Source organism: Algoriphagus yeomjeoni, assembly GCF_049821175.1.
In the GTDB taxonomy this organism is placed as follows: Bacteria; Bacteroidota; Bacteroidia; order Cytophagales; family Cyclobacteriaceae; genus Algoriphagus; species Algoriphagus yeomjeoni_A.
Genome location: NZ_CP187512.1, coordinates 4614645 through 4630074, shown reverse-complemented (window position 1 = coordinate 4630074; position 15430 = coordinate 4614645). Strand labels below are relative to the sequence as shown.

Annotated in this window: 14 protein-coding genes; 5 read left to right on the top strand and 9 right to left on the bottom strand. The window is 38.7% G+C overall.

Annotation, left to right across the window (positions count from 1 at the left end):
- The first annotated feature begins 202 nt into the window (after positions 1-202).
- Both ACPUEN_RS19140 and ACPUEN_RS19135 read left to right on the top strand, forming a co-directional pair.
- Positions 203-742 carry a DUF4924 family protein gene (locus ACPUEN_RS19140; protein WP_425637541.1) on the top strand — a complete coding sequence of 180 codons (540 nt, stop codon included), beginning with the start codon at positions 203-205 and terminating at the stop codon, positions 740-742.
- Between the two features lie 23 nt (positions 743-765).
- On the top strand, positions 766-1488 hold the full coding sequence (locus ACPUEN_RS19135; RefSeq protein WP_425637540.1) for an endonuclease/exonuclease/phosphatase family protein: 723 nt from the start codon (positions 766-768) through the stop codon (positions 1486-1488).
- A 12-nt stretch (positions 1489-1500) separates the two neighbouring features.
- Here the strand turns inward: ACPUEN_RS19135 and ACPUEN_RS19130 are convergent, their stop codons facing one another.
- Entirely contained in the window at positions 1501-3432 is a 1932-nt protein-coding gene (locus tag ACPUEN_RS19130) for an AAA domain-containing protein (protein ID WP_425637539.1), read from the bottom strand.
- A gap of 62 nt (positions 3433-3494) precedes the next feature.
- On the opposite strand from ACPUEN_RS19130, the gene ACPUEN_RS19125 reads away from it, so the two are divergent.
- Positions 3495-4100, top strand: a complete 606-nt coding sequence (locus ACPUEN_RS19125; RefSeq protein ID WP_425637538.1) for an ACP phosphodiesterase — start codon at positions 3495-3497, stop codon at positions 4098-4100.
- Positions 4087-4542, top strand: a complete 456-nt coding sequence (locus ACPUEN_RS19120) for a hypothetical protein (protein ID WP_425637537.1) — start codon at positions 4087-4089, stop codon at positions 4540-4542. The genes ACPUEN_RS19125 and ACPUEN_RS19120 overlap by 14 nt, the downstream gene beginning before the upstream one ends.
- 235 nt (positions 4543-4777) lie before the next feature.
- Here the strand turns inward: ACPUEN_RS19120 and ACPUEN_RS19115 are convergent, their stop codons facing one another.
- From ACPUEN_RS19115 to ACPUEN_RS19095, 5 genes are all read right to left on the bottom strand, one after another.
- A complete protein-coding gene (locus ACPUEN_RS19115; RefSeq protein WP_111612794.1) occupies positions 4778-5317 on the bottom strand; it encodes an inorganic diphosphatase in 540 nt (179 codons plus the stop codon).
- 89 nt (positions 5318-5406) lie between these two features.
- Positions 5407-6492, bottom strand: coding sequence for a hybrid sensor histidine kinase/response regulator (locus ACPUEN_RS19110; protein ID WP_425637536.1), 1086 nt, complete (start codon positions 6490-6492; stop codon positions 5407-5409).
- Complete coding sequence (locus tag ACPUEN_RS19105; RefSeq protein WP_425637535.1) at positions 6485-8587, bottom strand: 7TM diverse intracellular signaling domain-containing protein; 2103 nt, start codon at positions 8585-8587, stop codon at positions 6485-6487. The genes ACPUEN_RS19110 and ACPUEN_RS19105 overlap by 8 nt, the downstream gene beginning before the upstream one ends.
- Positions 8584-9270, bottom strand: coding sequence for a hypothetical protein (locus ACPUEN_RS19100; protein WP_425637534.1), 687 nt, complete (start codon positions 9268-9270; stop codon positions 8584-8586). The genes ACPUEN_RS19105 and ACPUEN_RS19100 overlap by 4 nt, the downstream gene beginning before the upstream one ends.
- A 6-nt stretch (positions 9271-9276) precedes the next feature.
- Entirely contained in the window at positions 9277-11544 is a 2268-nt protein-coding gene (locus tag ACPUEN_RS19095) for an Rv1355c family protein (RefSeq protein ID WP_425637533.1), read from the bottom strand.
- A gap of 194 nt (positions 11545-11738) precedes the next feature.
- Here ACPUEN_RS19095 and ACPUEN_RS19090 point away from each other — a divergent pair, with 194 nt between their 5' ends.
- On the top strand, positions 11739-12212 hold the full coding sequence (locus ACPUEN_RS19090) for a response regulator (protein ID WP_111612799.1): 474 nt from the start codon (positions 11739-11741) through the stop codon (positions 12210-12212).
- Position 12213: 1 nt separating this feature from the next.
- Here the strand turns inward: ACPUEN_RS19090 and ACPUEN_RS19085 are convergent, their stop codons facing one another.
- The 3 genes from ACPUEN_RS19085 to ACPUEN_RS19075 are packed head-to-tail and all read right to left on the bottom strand — an operon-like array spanning position 12214 to position 15411.
- Entirely contained in the window at positions 12214-13425 is a 1212-nt protein-coding gene (locus ACPUEN_RS19085) for an alanine dehydrogenase (RefSeq protein ID WP_425637531.1), read from the bottom strand.
- A complete protein-coding gene (tsaE, locus tag ACPUEN_RS19080) occupies positions 13415-13846 on the bottom strand; it encodes a tRNA (adenosine(37)-N6)-threonylcarbamoyltransferase complex ATPase subunit type 1 TsaE (protein WP_425637529.1) in 432 nt (143 codons plus the stop codon). Before tsaE ends, ACPUEN_RS19085 begins: the two co-directional genes overlap by 11 nt.
- Before the next feature lie 8 nt (positions 13847-13854).
- Complete coding sequence (locus ACPUEN_RS19075; protein WP_425637527.1) at positions 13855-15411, bottom strand: PglZ domain-containing protein; 1557 nt, start codon at positions 15409-15411, stop codon at positions 13855-13857.
- Positions 15412-15430: the final 19 nt, after the last annotated feature.

Here is a 15430-nt window from a genome sequence, read left to right as displayed (position 1 = left end):
AAGAGAATGATCAAGTTTCAATGTTCAAATTCAATTTTCAATGTGCATCACTGCGGGGGAATACCAATCGTCGAGGACCGTCATTGTCAGGGAGGCACTTCCGAAGCAATCTCGTTTACTTGAAAGATTGCTTCGCCTTTCGTTCCTCACTTCTCGCAATGACGCAGTATTTTCTAAATTTGCCCTTCAAATATCAAGAAGTATGCAGTCAGTAGCCGAAAACAAGAAGTCAAATAACATCGCAGAATACATCATCTACATGTATCAAATGGAGGATCTGATCAGATCCTATCAAGGAAATCAGGATGAACTCAAAACCTTCGTAGTGGAAAAATATCCAGTTTCAGAAGAGGAGAAAAGCAACATAGCCGATTGGTATTTGGGACTGCTGGACCAAATGAAAGTTCAGGAAATTCTGGAAAAAGGGCACTTGGAAGAATTGAATAAGCTGGTTTCCGAACTTGCGCAAATCCACTGGAATCTACTAAAAACTGATCCGACTTATTTTGAAACCTATGGCAAAGCCAAGCCATTTATCCTCGATGCTGTGATGCAGGCAGAAGGACAAGATTTGGGCAATGAAATTCAAATCTGTCTGAATGGCGTTTACGGGCTGCTGCTCTGCCGACTGCTAGGCAAAAAAGTCTCCGATGAACAACTGAAGTCAGCGGATGCTTTTGGAGATATTCTCAGCACACTGAGCTATCATTATAAAGTGAAAGGTTCGATTTCGAAGAACTAGATTTGAATTGAAAGATTGGAAGATTGAAAAATTTTAAGGTTGTCACATGGAATTGCAATGGTGCATTGAGGAAAAAATTCAACTTTTTAGATGAATTTGATGCTGATATCTATGTAATCCAAGAATGTGAAAATCCAGCAGAAGTAAAACACCCTGCTTATTCAGAATGGGCAAAAAACTATCTCTGGATTGGGGACACTAAACATAAAGGTTTAGGAATCTTTGCAAAATCTGAAACAACTCTCACACCTCTAAATTGGACTAATGAATACGAGGGAAATCCAATAAAGCATTTTTTACCCTGTCAGATAAATTCGGAATTCGACCTAATTGCTGTTTGGACTCATTATAATAGCTCGCCAACTTTTGGATATATCGGCCAATTTTGGAAATATCTTCAGCTACATAAGTCAAAGTTCAAAAACTGTTTAATGATTGGAGATTTCAACAGTAATTCAATTTGGGATAAACCAAAAAGAGCTTGGAATCATAGTGAAGTGGTAAGAGAACTGGAAGGACTAAATATCACAAGCTTATATCATTACAATGGAAATCAAATTCAAGGAAATGAAAACCATCCTACTTTTTACTTTCAGAAAAATCTAAATAAGCCATATCATATCGATTACATTTTCGGAAGTTCTACTTTCAGAAATAATCTTCAAAAACTAGAAATCGGAAGTGTTGAAAGTTGGTTAAAACTTAGCGATCATCTTCCTCTGGAATGTGAATTTTCCAATCTTTAATTTTCTAATCTTTCAATCCGTTAAAAACTCCCAAACACTTTTATATCCCTCATTTTTCTCGAAATACTGAAGCAATTGATCAAAAAATGGATTTTGGGCTAAGGTGCTGCTATCACCAATCAGTACCAGTTTACGCTTCGCACGTGTCAAAGCCACATTCATTCTTCGCTCATCGGCCAAGAATCCAATCTCTCCCAAGTCATTGGATCTAGTTAAGGAAATCATCATCAGATCTCTTTCCTGTCCCTGAAAACCATCCACCGTGTCAATGGTGATCAACTCAGCCAATGATCTTAAATTCGGATACTCAAATCCATCAAAGATCATACTCCGCAGTAAACGAACCTGTGCTCCGTATGGCGCAATCAGACCGATAGTCCAATCCTTTTGAAGGAAATTAGCTATACCTATTTTTCCTACAAGTTCATTGAGATAGTTCGCGGCAAACTGTGCTTCTTCAGGATTAAAAGTACTCAGGCTTTCGAGCTCTTTCTGATCCAAATATCCAGCACCGGCAGTATCTATCCATTCTATTGCATTCTCTTCGGTTGAGAAACGGTGTGCTTTCGCACTTTCATCCGCTATTAATTTGCCATGATAAAACTGCTCATTAGAAAAGCCCATAATTACTTCAGGCATTCGGTATTGCACTTGTAGCATTTGCGCAGCATGAGGCTTGCGGGAAATTACTTTCTCAAAAAGTGTCTCCGCCAGTCCATCTTTACCAGCCTGATAAGACTTGATCGTAGGTGGAAGTTGACAGTGATCCCCCGCAAAGACAACTTTCTTTGCTTTCAAAATCGGGATCCAGGTTGCCGCTTCCAGCCCTTGTGCCGCTTCATCGATGAAAACGACATCAAACTCCATCCCTTTGAGATTGTAAGAGGACGCGCCAACTAGGGTACTTGCAAAAACCTTCGTTCTTTGAAAAATATCGTACTGAATGTATTCTTCAAGTGATTTGGAAGCTTCTCTCAGCCTGGAAACTTCCGCATACATCAGCTTTCGCTGTGCTCGCTCCTCAGGGCCAAAATTTCGCTTATACTGCTTGGCAAGTTTCAGGTATTGATCGGTTTCTTTGCGTAGCTTTTTGAGATCTCGGTAACTCGTGTGGAATGCTGTTTTGGCATCCAAAGTCTGATTCAGAATCTTCTCCTCCACCCGAGCCGGATGACCAAGACGTAAGGTTTCAATCCCCCGGTCAATTAGTTTTTCCACCAACAGATCCACTGCTGCATTACTTGGAGCACAGACCAAAATTGATTCTCCAGCAATCGCTGAATCTTGAATCGCTTCGATCAGCGTGGTCGTCTTTCCTGTGCCTGGAGGTCCATGAACCACTGCTACGTCTTTGGAATTTGCAATTAGTTCGCAGGCTTGGTTTTGGGAAAAATTGAGATTGGTTTTTTTAGATATATGCTTCTCAGAAAACTGCGGCGCTTTTTCTCCCAGCAGGATATCCTTTAATTCATCTACCCGCTTGTTTTCAGCAGAAATCACTTTTTTCAAAGCAAACTCCATTTCCCGATAGCTTGCCTCATCAAAGAGAAGATCCACTCCCAGCCGACTTCCTTCCATCCAATCGGGGATCTCATCGGCTTGCAGGGTAACCATCATCGTATTATTACGCACAAAATTGATCACTCCATTTACACGGTTTTCGGTGCTTTGGTAACTTTCCTGTGTGGTAAAAAATGACACGGATTTGCCTGAACCAAAAGACGAAGGATGATTAGAATCAGAGCGTTCTATTTCCACCAGCAAGCGTTCACCCATTCCGATTTTTCTCTTTTTTAACTGAACTGGATGCCAGGTGATGCCGGCCTTTTTCTTGTCTGCAAGAGAGGAATTCAGAAATTTCTGTTTGTATTGGGCGAGATCTTCCTCCCATTCCAGTTTTAAAAGTTTCAGACCTTTCTTTAATTCCTCAGTGACTTTGTCCATCAATCCGTATTTTAGGCGAAACTAATGAAAAGCTCCCGAGTTTCCCCAACTCAAACCAGCCAATGAACTACCTAGCACATGCATATCTTTCTTTTGGTCAAGATCAAGTACTTGTAGGTAATTTCATAGGGGATTTTGTGAAGGGAAAGATGATGGATACCTTTCCTCAGGAAGTTCAAAATGGCATCAAATTGCATCGGGCTATTGACCTCTACACAGATACACACCCGCTGGTCAAAGCTGGACAAACCTATCTTCGCCCCAAATTCAGGCATTATTCCACAGTCATCACAGATATTTTCTTTGATCATTTTCTTGCGAAAAATTGGGAGAAGTATTCTGATATCCCTTTGCTAGACTTTACACAGAATACTTTTTCCATTCTAAAACATCACAGGCAGCTTTTTCCAGATCGCTTCGCTAACATGTTTGATTGGATGGTTAAGGATAACTGGCTACTGAAATACAGAGATATAGATGGCATACGACAAACGCTTACCGGAATGTCCCGTAGAACTCGCTTTCCTTCCAAAATGGAAGTGGCACATCTTTCCTTGATTGAAAAAGAAGCAGAATTTGAAGTGATATTCTTCGCTTTCTTCAAGGATTTGGAGACTTTTGCACGAGAGAAATTACTAGAAATTCAACATTCCAATGCTGGTCATTAAACCAAAAGTATCCACATATATTTCATTAAGCCTAGTATTACTCATCCTAATTGCGGGTTTAGTATATATTCTCAGAGATTTCGCTTACACCGGGAGTTTCGGGATCTGGTTTTATTTGATTGCATGCTCTATTATCACTTTAGTGATTTTGATGCTCTTGGTGAAAATGCTGGCAGGGTACCGGTTTATCACCGCTGGACGAGATCAGATCATCGTCAAATTACCTTTGAGAGGATACAGCAAAACTTATCCTGTTTCTCAGATTCTAGCTTGGGAAGAGGAGATCGTGAAAGCGAACAAAAAGGAATTCCGTCAAGTAACTATTGCATTTTCGGATCATCAGTCCATCTCAGTTTCCAATCATGAGCACGAAGCCTATCAAGATCTTGTGTCTTATTTGGCAAAAAAAGCGGGGAAACAGAAGGTGAAAAGTAAGAAGTAATCAGTTTCCAGAATTCAGTCACAGTGAAAAAACAGTAAGTAACGCTAATTTTTCCTTGGTTGATGGACATTGAACTTATTGCATAATTCAGGCCTACTCCTGGACAAGCAGGATAACACATCAACTAGAAGAAAAGAGATTTGTATTCAAATTGCGTTCTCTGCGAAATCCTCTGCGTGCTTTGCGGTAAAAAAAATTAAACAAAAAAACCTGAGTGTGATCTCAGGTTTTCATTTTATCGTTTAGTTCTAAAGTTTTGATCGTATAAATCAACACTTTCTTTGATGATTCGCATCGCATCTTCTTTGCCAAGGAAGTCTTCTACTTTTACTTCTTTGTTCTCGAGCTTCTTATAATCCTCAAAGAATCGATGAACTTCTTTCATCAAATGTGGCGGAAGATCATCAATATCATCAATATAGTTCACGGACTGGTCTCCGGCTGCTACTGCGATGATCTTATCATCGGCCTCTCCACCATCGATCATTCTCATTACCCCAATCACTTTGGCCTCAACCAAACACATGGATGGGATATCAATCTGAGAAATAATAAGGATATCCAATGGATCATGATCCTCGCAGAAAGTCTGAGGAATGAATCCATAATTTGCTGGATAATGCACTGCAGAGAAAAGCACTCGGTCTAGCATCAGCATACCGGTTTTTTTATCCAATTCGTACTTACCTTTGCTACCCTTAGGTATTTCAATTACACCTGTTACGAATTCAGGGGCATTTTTCCCGATGTTGACGTCATGCCAGGGATTAATCATAATATCTTGAATTAGTTAATAAAAAGTCGAGCTTTTTAAGGGCTCAGGCAAAGATACAGTTTAGCTCGTAAATGACCAGAAATCACCTACTATTTCATGCTTGGCAAAACGACTTTGAATGTACTGCCTTCTCCAAATACTGAATAAAGATCTACTTTCCCGCCCATTTGCTCTACTGCTTCTTTTACCATATATAGACCTAAACCGGTTCCTACATTCTTTTGTGTTGCTCGGGAAAATAAATTGAAAACATCGAGGTGATGCTTTTCTTCTATGCCAATACCATTATCTGAAAGAGTGATAGTTGCAAATTTTTCATCGACTTCAATATTCAAATTTATCTTATTATCAGTTTGATCTCCTTTCTGGAATTGGACCGAATTGCTAAATAGGTTATTCAGTATAACTCTGATTTTTGAATCATCTGAATAGAAAGGACTAGGCTGATTAATTTGGATGTCAAGCTGAATGTGGTCAATAATAAACTTCGCTTTATATGCAACAAGCTGTTGCTCAACAACTTCTTTAAAATTGATTTCAGAGATTTTATTATCAATCTTAGTTGATCTATAGAAGTCAAGCATTTTGTAGATATAATCGTCCAACTTACCAGTTGCACTATCTATCATATCAAAATATTCCATAGCGGCAGGGTCCTTAAGCTCCATTTTAGCCAATTTGGAAACACCTGAAATGCTCATTAATGGTCCTCTTAATTCATGTGACAAGCTGTAAACAAACTGATTCATCTCAGAATGAAGCTTTTTGAGTTTTAGATTTTTGTCTTTGAGCTCTCGACGCATAAAGTAAATATCCGCAGCATTTTTAATAGAGTTTTTTATTTGCTCAATATTCCAAGGCTTATCAATAAATCGATACACTTCGCCTTTATTAATAGCATCAATAACTGAGGCGATGTCAGAATAGCCAGTAAGCAATATCCGGATGGGATCAGGATTAAACTTCACCAACTCCTCAAAGAATTCGGTACCAGTCATACCTGGCATTCTTTGATCGGCAATTACTACATGGACTTCTTCCTCCGCGGCGATTTTTAAACCCTCATCAGCATCTATAGCTGTAAAAATTTTAAAGTCCTTTCTTAAAGTAGCCCTGAAAGACTTTAGGTTGTTGTCTTCATCGTCTATATAAAGGACATGGATTTTATCATTCATAGCGTTGAGAGCTTTGGTAAATAGGAAGTGTTATTTTAAATGTAGTCCCCTGGCCCTCTTCCGTAATTACTTCCAGCGTTCCTTTGTGATTTTCAATAATAGAGTAAACAATTGAAAGCCCCAAACCTGTACCCTTACCAACTGCCTTTGTAGTAAAGAAAGGTTCAAATATTCGTTGCTTTACATGATCAGGCATACCTGGCCCATTATCTGAAATTTCTATACTCACAAAATCTCCCAAAGACCTAGTTCTAAGTTCAATTATTGGATCAGCAATAGTGTCAACATGGTCAGCTAGGGCATGAACTGCATTGTTGATAATATTCATAAAAACCTGGTTGATTTTACCTGCTAGACACTCAACCAAAGGCAGCTCACCGAAGTCGCGAACAATACGGATTTTGGTTGGCATGGTGCTATTTAACAAGATAATTGTACTGTTGATCCCGTCATGCACATCCACCTTTTTCATATCCTGTTCATCCACACGAGAGAACAACCGGAGACCTTTAACAATTTCAACAGTCCTCTTTGCCCCATCATCCATACCTTTCAGCAATTGGTCAACTTCATCGAGCACGTATTCCAATTCAAGATCTTCTTCGAGCTGCTTGGCTTCTTTCTGCGTTTCTGGAGTAAATTCTTTAGCTCCGGTAGTTCTATAAAACTCAATCACTTCCATAATATCCTTAATATCCCTCTTGAGCGGCATAATATTAGAACTAACAAAGTTGATCGGGTTGTTTATTTCATGTGCAATACCCGCAGTTAACTGGCCAAGAGAAGCCATTTTTTCTTGATTCACCAGCTGGCTCTGGGTGTTTTGTAAGTTTCGAAGTGCCTGCTCGAGTTCGTCTGTTCTAATTTTGACTTTTTCTTCTAGCATAGAATTCTGCTCACGAACTAACTGTTCATTTTCGTTTAATACCCGTACCAGTTCCAGCTGTTCATGCTCTTTCTCTTTTTTCAAGACGTTGATTTTGTCTGCTAAAGCAAAAGATAGTAGTAAAGCCTCACATGCCGAACCAAAGGTAAATATGTAATTAGTGAAGAAATTATTAGGCAGGATATTCAGATCGGTAAGTAGAAAAATGATCATACTGGTGATCAATAATGACCAAGAGATTAAGAAAAACTTAGCTGGTCTATATCCTCTTCGAAAGCTGTAAATAGAGATAAACAAAAGATAAAATGGAACAACCCCTAAGAACACTTGTAAAACTCTTACTCTAGCATTTATAGTGCTTAAATCGAAGAAAAACGCTAAAAAGACCAAAATATAAATTCCAATAATCGAAAGACCAATATCCCACAGTCTTTTATTCAGGTCTTTAATAACCAAAAATTTAAGAGAATAATAAATCCCTACTATATTTACTAACACCGTAAAAAGGAAATACGAGTTTTGTTTTAGGAAAACATTTTCAGGCCAAAGGTAAACGTCTAAATAGCCAGCTATTACACCCTGCGTCATCCCTACAACTAAGATATAGGTAATGTAAATCCCATAAATCTTATCCTTTGTAGAAAACCAGAGAAACAGATTATAAAAAAACATTGCAACAACGATTCCGAAGTACAATCCAAAAAGAACATTTCTCTCATCTATCGTAAGCTGAAAATCACTGTCATTTATAATAGCTATAGGTACCGTTACACTTCCAAAGCTTTTTACTTTAATATAATAAGTTAAACCTGACTCCAGATAGATCTTTTTTGTGTTGAAAAAACTGGCATAATCGTCCTTCACAAAATTCATCCTACCCAATAAACCAATCAATGATGCATTTGAATCATACAATTCAATTTCAGTAAGCATCGGATTGCTGAAACTCAAAAAAACATCGTCTCCTATAAATTGATCTTTATTAACAACCAATTTTATATAAAGTGTTTTCCCGTAATGGCCTAAAGAAATATACTGATTCTCTATAGGAATTAAGGAGTCAGGATCGTATGCAATAAATGATTCAATATCATCAACTTGAGTTGATTCTAATGCATATGCCAGAAAAGTAAAATCTTGCGTATTTGCTCTATTAGCGCAAGATGAAAGAAGTGCGAAACAAGCGAGGTATAAAAGAATTTTGGTCATTCTATGTAAGAGGTATATTCGAGCACAACTTTTCTGCCCCGGTAGTTTTCTTCTATTACTAATCTATCATTGGCTCGGATCAAAGCCACCGACTCTCTAAATTCGGGAGACGTAAGTGGCAGGTTGATCGCATCGTGCAATTTCATAGCAGTGGCAATCAAATCCAATTTGGGATAATAAAAAGTACCGTTATTTCCAATTTGGGATAAAATCTCATACCCAGTCTCATGACCAAGTTTTACTGTAGTTGGGGCCAACAACGCATAAAGTGAGGTAAGACCTAGTTTTGGAGCTAATGCCAGGCAAGCTTTTGACATAAATATCGCTCCAATTCCCAACCCTGTGATTTTCCGAGAATTCCATAGACCGCAGATTTCACCAGTACCAGCATCAATATCATCGCTAATTATACTTCTTATAGAATTATCCAGATCTTCTATTGCTTCCTCAATGGGTAGCTTAAATTGAGAGTTAGCCTTATGAACTCTTGCTCCACCGTAGATCAAGCCATCCTCCATTGATTCTACTATCACAACGATTACATCTGGATTGTTAACCCATTGATCGTTTGCGGACGTTACTTTTTTCACACCAATACTCTCGAGTACTTGCCTGTGCCCTTCAATGAATTTTTGGCAACGCTCCGGGTCATCAATTGCCTTAAATGCAATAAGTTTGAACATTTGGCCTTAAAGAATAATCAAACTATCTGAAACATCTCTTCTTAAAGCACGCATTGATGGGCAACCTGCCTTATTTATTCTTACCATAAACATTTCTTCTTTTTGTCCCTTGAAGCTAAATATAGTGTCGAGTTCGCATTTTAAACGTAATATCTCTTGTTTTTCTCTAGATGAGAATCCAGTGTTTTTCTCACGATTTATTCTATGAAAAATGAATAATGAAGCAGACACAGGCTGAACACTAAATCCTGAAAGATTTGCTTTGATCCAAATGCGTTGAACAGCAGCACCGGCATTCAAAAATGCTTTTGGAGTATAATCCTTTGCAGTAAACATGAGCACAGCAGAAGCCGAAAGTATAGTTTCATCAGAAATTTTGGTCAAACCATAACCTAAGTCATTTTTCCTAAAAAACTCTACAGTACCTGGATCACGTACAAGTCCAATTGCTGCCCGCTCTGCGTTTCCCAGCTCCAAAGTGGCGATATCAATACCATCTTTGGTCTCGCTAGCTTCCTGATCTGACCAGCGAATTTCACTCATGAAATCCGCATAGCCTTGATCGTGGAGCAAACGCAGGCGATCCATTCCACCAAGTATTGGTGCAAGCTTCTTTAACTCTATGATATCATCACAGACTTCAAGTGAAATCTCATTGTCAGCAATTAAGGCTTTGAATTCAGCAAGTTGATCAGAACTAATAAGTTCCCTTTTATCGTTTTTACGATTGGTACATCTTAGGCCAATTCCTTGCACTAATTCTCCATGAGGAGTATCTATTGGGGCATGCGATTTCGAGTTAAAAACTATTGACGCAATCAACTCAGCATTAAAATTATGGATTTGATAATCTATAGTAATATCAATTCCCAGTTCAGCTGAGGTTAATCGTAACGTCTCCAATGCAGCACCAAAAGCTAATAATGAACCCGTACCCAAAAAATCAAGCAGAGATTCACTCTTTTTCTTGTCATGAAGCAAGTGTAAAACCCCATTTTTATCAAATATCCATTTCCAAGGTTGACAATTACCTCCAGATGGAGCCGTATTAGCTTTTCCTACCAAGCGCTTAAGTTCTTCCTCAGTTAGCCTATAGTTGGATATTTTGTTACTTGTAGGCAAAAAGCTAATAAAATCTGTATCCTCATTAGGGGATTCCCCTGCACTGAAAGTTTGGGGAGTTTCATTTTTCTTCAGTATTTCATCTAAATCGACAAAATACCTACCCGAGTCAATATTCTCACCCAACAACAAATTTCTCGAAACATGGGAGACCGCGGCACCTCCCAAGTAAACTGCTGAAGCCAATTGTGGCCAAGAGGCAATGGTTTGATTCATCTCAAGTAATGACACTTTCATACGCGTGGAAACAGTCTTAATCCCCGTAATTTTAAGCGCCATAGGCAACTTTTGCTTGCTGGTCAAATTCTTAAGATCAGAAAAATTACCCCCCCCTAGTAGGCCATGAAAAATTTCACGGGAAGGCTCTCTATCAAATCTCTCAACATCCAACATGCCTCGGTCTGAAGTCTCCATTAGTACAGGAATCTTTTTCGCCTTGGCTCTTTCTCTTGCCAGCACTTTGATATCAAGGCTATCGCACTCATCAATCAGTAAGTCCAAATCCCCGCCATCTGACAGGAAATCATCAATATTATCTTCATTTACCCCTTTTCTGTATAAGGTGACTTTCAGATAAGGGTCTATTTCAAAAATCTCTCTAGCCGCCAAAATAACTTTTTCTACTCCCAAATCAACCACACCAGCCTTGATCCGATTGAGATTACTCAGCTCCAAGGTATCAAAATCTGCCAATCTTAATTCGCCACATCCTCTTTCCAAAGCTATCGCAAATGCTATACTTTGCCCTACTGAAAGTCCAATGATTCCAACTTTCTTCTTCCTCAGCTCTTGCTGTTCTTGCGGAGTAATTTTATAATTATTTCTAGCGGTCCTAACTCGAATAAAATCCTCTTCAGGAAGTAACCTAACCAATACTTTCTTCCATGGAAAGTAAACCCAATTGCCATAGTTGCTTCTATCATGTTCAACAAAAAAATGAGAAACACGTGTAGACAACTCTTCTTTTGTGAAGGACAATGTTGGATTGTCCACTTTTACCAATTCAGCTACTTGGTCATCTAGCTTGTCAAGTACGGTGACTTCAGAATTATGATACAATTCATTAAAAATGGAAGAATCCGAAAAATCTGAAGGCTTAAAGATTGAGGGGAAAACCTGATCATCAAGATGAAACTGTGTACTGCTAAACATTTCGTATTATCGGGGGTGACAAATTGAAGTAAAGTTAATTTTTTCAACTATAAGTCCAATTTTTTAATACCCTTTATAGTGTATCTTTTTATATTAGTATTCAAAAAGTTCTAGAAAATAGTTTTCAATAGTTATTTTTATAAAAAAATACTGTTTGATCGTAACGTATCGATTGTTTTAGACAAATTTGTTAAATGGAAACTACGCCTCAAGAAAAAATAAAAATACTCTATGTCGATGATGAAGAAAATAACCTTCAGGCATTCAAGGCTACTTTTAGAAGAGATTACCAAATTTTTCTCGCTATCGACGCTACAGTAGCCCGAGAGGTGCTTTCTAAGCAGGAAGTTGACATAATTATCACGGATCAGAGAATGCCCGGCGAAACTGGTGTAGAATTTTTAGAATCAATTATTCCAATTTATCCTAACCCAATAAGAATATTACTGACTGGTTATACTGATATCCAAGCTGTAATTGATGCGATCAACAAAGGACAAGTATATCATTACCTGACAAAACCTTGGGAAGAAGATTACTTAAGAACTGTAATCAAAAATGCGTTTGAGATTTATCAGCTTCGTAGAGAAAATGAAAAATTGACCAAAGCACTAATTAAGGCCAATGATCAATTGGAATTTATTTTACGACAGAATCTACTATCCTAATTTAATATCTAGCCGCCAACAATAATTGTAACTCTTTGTGGCTCATCCCAAATTTCCTTCCTAGATAGGCATTAGTAAGACTTCCTCTGTAAGTATAAACGCCTCTCAAAAACCATTTATAATTGAATATCATTTCTTCGGCACCTCCGAGGTCTGCCATTTGAAGAATTATTGGTGTAAATATATTACTCAAAGAGTATGAGGCTGTTCTGGCAACTCGAGAAGCAATATTAGGTACACAATAGTGAATTATGTCATGGACTTGATAGACAGGTTCATCATGTGAAGTCATCCTTCCTGTCTCAATACAACCGCCTTGATCAATAGCAACATCAATAATGATACTTCCATGCATCATATTGGCAACCATTTCTTCAGAAACCACAATCTTATTTCTACCCTTCTCCGCACGAAGCGCACCTATGACCACATCTGCTTCTGAAAGTGCCTGATTAAGACTAAAATTATCAATCGTGGAGGTATATATCTGCTGGCCAAGAAGCTGCTTTAATCTCCGCAGCTTGTAAATATGATTATCAAAGACTTTAATATTTGCGCCTAATCCCAAAGCAGTCCTTGCTGCATATTCAGCCACTGTACCTGCTCCGATAATCACGACTTGAGTAGGCGGCACACCCGTCACTCCACCCATAATCAACCCTTTTCCATCATTCTCACTAGAAAGATACTCGGAAGCAATAAGCATTACCGTGCTTCCAGCTATCTCTGACATCGCGCGCACAACTGGCATGCCTCCTACCTTATCCTCCAGGTATTCAAATGCTACAGCTGTGATTTTCTTTTGATTTAGTGTCTGTATAAACTCCTGACTTTGACGCTCAAGCTGGAGAGCGGACATCAAACAGCTTCCTGTAGTCATGTAGCTCAACTCCTCTTCTGTAGGCGGATCAATTTTAAGCACTACTTGGGACTCAAAGACCTCCTTTTTAGAATTGGTGACTTTCGCTCCAGCATCAGAAAAATCCTGATCTGAAAATTTGGACTGCATGCCTGCACCTGCCTCCACTACTACGCTAATCCCGTTGTTTGAAAGCAAGCCTACAGATTCAGGTGTAATTACTATCCGCTTCTCTTGAGTAGACACTTCCCTTGGTAGTCCAATTACCAAAGAGTTGTCTCTATTTCTCACTTTCGCGGGGGATTCTTTTGGGATCAGTCCCACAGCGGTGAATTGGTCTAATTCAGTTGGCATTCTCGACGTGTTGTAGGTTCAGGGTTCTTTTGGTATCGGAATCATTTTGAATCCGCACTAATAGAAAGTTCTCAGGCAAAAATGCAGCTATTTTTTCAGCCCATTCCAACCAACAATAATTTCCACTATAAAAATACTCTTCTATTCCGATATCCAAGGCTTCAGTTGGATCATCCATTCTATAAAAATCAAAGTGATAAAAAATAGTACCACTTGGGTTCTCATAGTGATTGACGATGCCAAATGTAGGGCTGCTAACTTGATCAGTAATAGAAAAAGCTCGGGACAGCGCTTTTATGAGCGTAGTCTTTCCTGCTCCCATATCGCCCTGAAACACCCATACCTTTTCTTCCGAAGCTACCGCTAGTATAGCCTGTACAGCCTTATCTATCTCATCTAGTTCGTAGGTGAACTGGGTCAAATGATTGATTATTTAGGTGACAAATGAACGATCGGAATGATCATTTCCTCCAAAGATACACCTCCATGCTGAAAGGTATCCTTATAGAAGTTCACATAATAATTGTAATTATTGGGGTATGCAAAGAAATAATCCTCAACGGCAAAAACATAGGTAGAAGACACATTCAATCTTGGCAATTTCGCGTCTTCAGGTTTTTTGATCTCAAAAACCTTTCCTTGTTCAAAGTTTAAGTTCTTACCTTGCTTATATCTCAAGTTCGTAGTAACATTTTTATCCCCTATGATTCGATAGGGTTTATTTACTCTTTTCGTGCCATGATCTGTGGTAATAATAACCTCAGCACCTGCATCATGGATCTTTTTCAGTAGTTCAAACAAGGAAGAGTGCTCAAACCAACTTGTAGTCAATGACCTGTAGGCGGATTCATCCGGAGCCAGCTCTCGTATCATTTTCATATCCGTTCTGGCGTGAGAAACCATATCCACAAAGTTATAGACCAGGACATTGAGATCATTTTGAAGAAAGGTATGGAATTGCTCCAAGACTGCTTTTCCTTGATGAGCTTGGATGATTTTATTATAACTAGACTTTATCGACAATCTATTTTTCTCCAAGTTGATCTTCAGCCACTCGTCTTCGAAGTTATTTTTACCTTCATCAGAGTCCTCATCTTCCCAGAAGTGAGGATAGAATCTCGCCATATCCATCGGCATCATGCCGCTGAAGAGCGCATTTCGCGCAAAAGCAGTAGTGGTTGGCAAAATACTGTAATAGGTATCCTTGTCTTTTATATTGAAATACGGGGCAATAATTGACTCTATATCTTCCCATTGATCTAACCTAAAATTATCAATCACAATAAAGAAAAGAGGCTTTTTCTCCTGAAGCTGTGGAAATACCTTTTTCTTCACCACCTGATGGGAAAGTAGCGGCTTTATAGGGTTTTTCTCCTCCATCCAATCCAGGTAATTCTCTTTTATGAATTTGGAGAAATTTGCATTTGCTTCGATTTTCTGAGATTCTAGAACAGGGAGCATGTTTTTGTTTTCCGTATCATCGATTTGCATCTCCCAGTACGTCAACTTACGATAGATATCAGCCCAATCTTGATGATCATCTGCATCATCAAAAGCCATACTAATATTCATGAAATCCTGCTGATAACTTTGCGTTGTGCGTTCGTCTATCAACTGCTTATTTTGCAATAGCTTTTTCACAGAAAGCAATATCTGGCTGGGATTAATAGGCTTAATAAGATAATCAGCGATTTTTCCTCCTATCGCATCATCCATGATATGCTCTTCCTCACTTTTGGTGATCATGACCACAGGCACCTGAGGCTTCATTTGTTTGATTTGTTGCAGCGTTTCGAGACCTGTCATTCCCGGCATCATTTCATCCAAGAAGATTACATCAAAGTTTTTGGATTCTACCTCTTCGATAGCATCCACGCCTGAATTCACTGTAGTAATGTCATATCCTTTCTGTTCTAAAAAAAGAATATGAGGTTTGAGCAAGTCGATTTCATCATCAGCCCAGAGTATCTTGAATTTTTGAGACATTTCAGGTTCAGTTTCTTTT